Annotated in this window: 4 protein-coding genes; all 4 read left to right on the top strand. The window is 66.3% G+C overall.

Going from position 1 to position 2,810, the window contains the following annotated elements; genetic code table 11:
• Nucleotides 1-171 precede the first annotated feature (171 nt).
• Nucleotides 172-1,254 (top strand): lytic polysaccharide monooxygenase, encoded by a 1,083-nt coding sequence (locus CCN29_RS33170; RefSeq protein WP_031022924.1) that lies wholly within the window; start codon nucleotides 172-174, stop codon nucleotides 1,252-1,254.
• Between the two features lie 203 nt (nucleotides 1,255-1,457).
• The gene (locus CCN29_RS33165; RefSeq protein ID WP_006129763.1) at nucleotides 1,458-1,883 is read left to right on the top strand and encodes an Imm10 family immunity protein; all 426 of its coding nucleotides are present in this window, start codon (nucleotides 1,458-1,460) and stop codon (nucleotides 1,881-1,883) included.
• A gap of 63 nt (nucleotides 1,884-1,946) precedes the next feature.
• The gene (locus CCN29_RS33160; protein WP_039985934.1) at nucleotides 1,947-2,399 is read left to right on the top strand and encodes a DUF6228 family protein; all 453 of its coding nucleotides are present in this window, start codon (nucleotides 1,947-1,949) and stop codon (nucleotides 2,397-2,399) included.
• The gene (locus CCN29_RS36565; protein WP_442538649.1) at nucleotides 2,399-2,548 is read left to right on the top strand and encodes a DUF3885 domain-containing protein; all 150 of its coding nucleotides are present in this window, start codon (nucleotides 2,399-2,401) and stop codon (nucleotides 2,546-2,548) included. The genes CCN29_RS33160 and CCN29_RS36565 overlap by 1 nt, the downstream gene beginning before the upstream one ends.
• The last annotated feature ends 262 nt before the right edge of the window (nucleotides 2,549-2,810 follow it).

The following is a 2,810-nucleotide window of genomic DNA, read 5'->3' as shown; positions in this document are numbered from 1 at the left end:
GTGCGAGAGGGGTACGACAGGGGGTGGAACCCCCGCCCGTCCGGCTGGCGCCCTCCCCGGCCGGGCGGGGGTTCCACCCCCTGTCGTACCCCTCTCGCACATCCCTTGAAGAACCCTGAAGAACCACTGAAGAACTCAGCTCAGGAACTCAGCATCGGGACTGGAGACTCCATGGCTCTGAGAAGCAGACTGGTCTCTCTGGCAGCGGTACTGGCGACCCTCCTCGGAGGGCTCGGTCTCAGTTTCCTCTGGCAGACGGAAGCCCAGGCGCACGGCGTGGCGATGATGCCCGGCTCGCGCACCTACCTGTGCCAGCTGGACGCCATCACCGGCACCGGCGCACTCGACCCGACCAACCCCGCCTGCGAGGCCGCGCTCAACCAGAGCGGCGCCACGGCCCTCTACAACTGGTTCGCCGTCCTCGACTCCCGGGCCGGCGGACGCGGCCCCGGCTACGTCCCGGACGGCACGCTGTGCAGCGCGGGCGACCGGTCGCCGTACGACTTCTCCGCGTACAACGCGGCCCGATCCGACTGGCCGCGCACCCACCTGACGTCCGGCTCGACGATCAAGGTGCAGTACAGCAACTGGGCCGCGCACCCGGGCGACTTCCGGGTGTACATCACCGAGCCCGGCTGGTCGCCCACCTCGCAGCTGAAGTGGGACGACCTGCAGCTGATCCAGACCGTCACCAACCCGCCTCAGCAGGGCTCCCCCGGCGCCAACGGGGGCCACTACTACTGGAACCTCCAGCTGCCCTCGGGCCGCTCCGGTGACGCGCTGATCTTCATGCAGTGGGTGCGTTCGGACAGCCAGGAGAACTTCTTCTCCTGCTCCGACGTGGTGTTCGACGGCGGCAACGGCGAGGTCACCGGCATCCGCGGCTCGGGCGGCGACCCGGACCCCGGCACCGAACCGGACCCGGACCCGACCGACCCGCACACCGGTGAGTGCATGGCCGTCTACAGCGTGACCAACTCCTGGAACGGCGGCTTCCAGGGCTCTGTCGAGGTGATGAACCACGGCACGTCGCCGCTCAACGGCTGGGCCGTGCAGTGGAAGCCCGGGCAGGGCACGAGGATCGGCAGCGCCTGGAACGGCACCCTCAGTACCGGCTCGGACGGCACGGTGACGGTACGCAACGCCGACCACAACAGAGTGATCGCGCCGGACGGCAGTGTGTCGTTCGGCTTCACGGCGACGTCCACCGGCAACAACTTCCCGGTGGGGACGATCGGGTGCGTCGATTCTTGACAGCGCCCGCTGAACGCGTGAGCTGACCGGCACCGGTCACGCCTGATGCGCCGTCCGCCCCTCACACCGAGGGGCGGACGGCGCTTCGCTGTACGCGGGGTTGTGATTCCTGTCAGGCGCGAGGAAGGAAAGCGGAGTGGGAGGTGGGAGGTGGGAGTAGCCTTCGGCCGGCAACGAGCTGGTACGGAGCAGAGCTGGGGCGCATGAGGAACCTGTCACCCTATTGGAACATCTCGACACTGCTGATCGGGGAGGAGGTTCCGGGCGTCTTCTCCGTCTTTATCGCCGATGGAGTGGATGCAGCGGAGAAGGGCTTCTACTTCGACCTCCAACGCTTCGTGGCTGAACAGCCAGATGAGCAAAATGTGAGGAACGGGACGGACAGCTACTGCGTCGTGAATGAGAGTGGGGGTGTCCATTACGGCGGCCTCAAGGGAGCTTCGCTGCTGCCTGACCTTCTGATACTGAGCTTCAGGACCGAAGCCGTGGAGGCGTTGGAGCTCCCTTCTCGCATCATCCCGTTGGGTATTACACCGAGCGTCGACCTGGACGCGTTGCGAGCGGGGCTCGAGCGTGTGCTGACGTACGGGAATCGCCGGAAGGTGCCGAGGTTGAACTTAGGCAACTGATGGGCGGCCAGGAGGGGAACAAACCGCTGGTCGCACGGGGTCCCGTGTCCGTAGGCTGCGTACGTGAGGGAAGCAGACGACACCTGCCCGGTTGTCCGCGTCGGAGGCGACGGGTATCGAACGATCAGCCTGCGCTTCCATCAGCTGACACGCTCCTTTCCGGAGGTGCGCGATGACCTGATGCGCGACTTCCTCGTGACAGCTGAAGGTGAGTGGGCGCGTCTCGAGGTCATGGTGAAGACCTGGGACGGTGACGGCCTCGACGTCTTCCTCGCCGAACTGGCGGAGGGATTCCGAGGATGGAACGGCACCAGGACCTGGCGGTCACTGGAAGGTGACTTGACCCTGGCCGCCGAGCACGCGGGATCACACGTACGGTTGACGTGGGAGCTGCACGAACGGCTCCTCGACGACGAGGGGTGGCGCTTCGAGACGACGACCGTCCATGCCCCTGGAGAAGACATGCGCCGCCTTGCCATCGAGATGCGCACCTTCCTGGAATCGGATCCGTTGTGATGAGCCGAGGCGGTTCGTCAGCTCAGATGCGTCGCCTCTATCACCCCTACGACGGCGGCGCCGATGTCTTCCTCACGTCGCCCGAGGAACGGGACCGGATGCGCGACCGGCATGCCGACTGGCTTTCCAGTCACCCATTGGGCTTCTGACGGGGCCGTGCCCCCACACCACGGCCCGGCCCAGCCCGGTCCGGCCCGCCGTCAACTCACCAGCCCGTTTCCGACTTGGACTGGACCAACCTCTTGACACACGTTTCCCTCACTCCTTAAATCACGAAATGAAGTAAGCGCTTCGCCGCGAGCGGCGGCCCGTGCACCGCTCCGTCCGCCCCCCACCTGACGTGTCTCCGCGCCCCCGAGGCCCGGATGACCCGCCTAGCTGTCATGCATATGACACCAGGAGACACGATGC

This window comes from Streptomyces pseudogriseolus (assembly GCA_002154585.1).
Taxonomy (GTDB): Bacteria; Actinomycetota; Actinomycetes; order Streptomycetales; family Streptomycetaceae; genus Streptomyces; species Streptomyces pseudogriseolus.
Note: the sequence above shows the minus strand (reverse complement) of the source record. Positions and strands in the feature narration are given on the sequence as shown.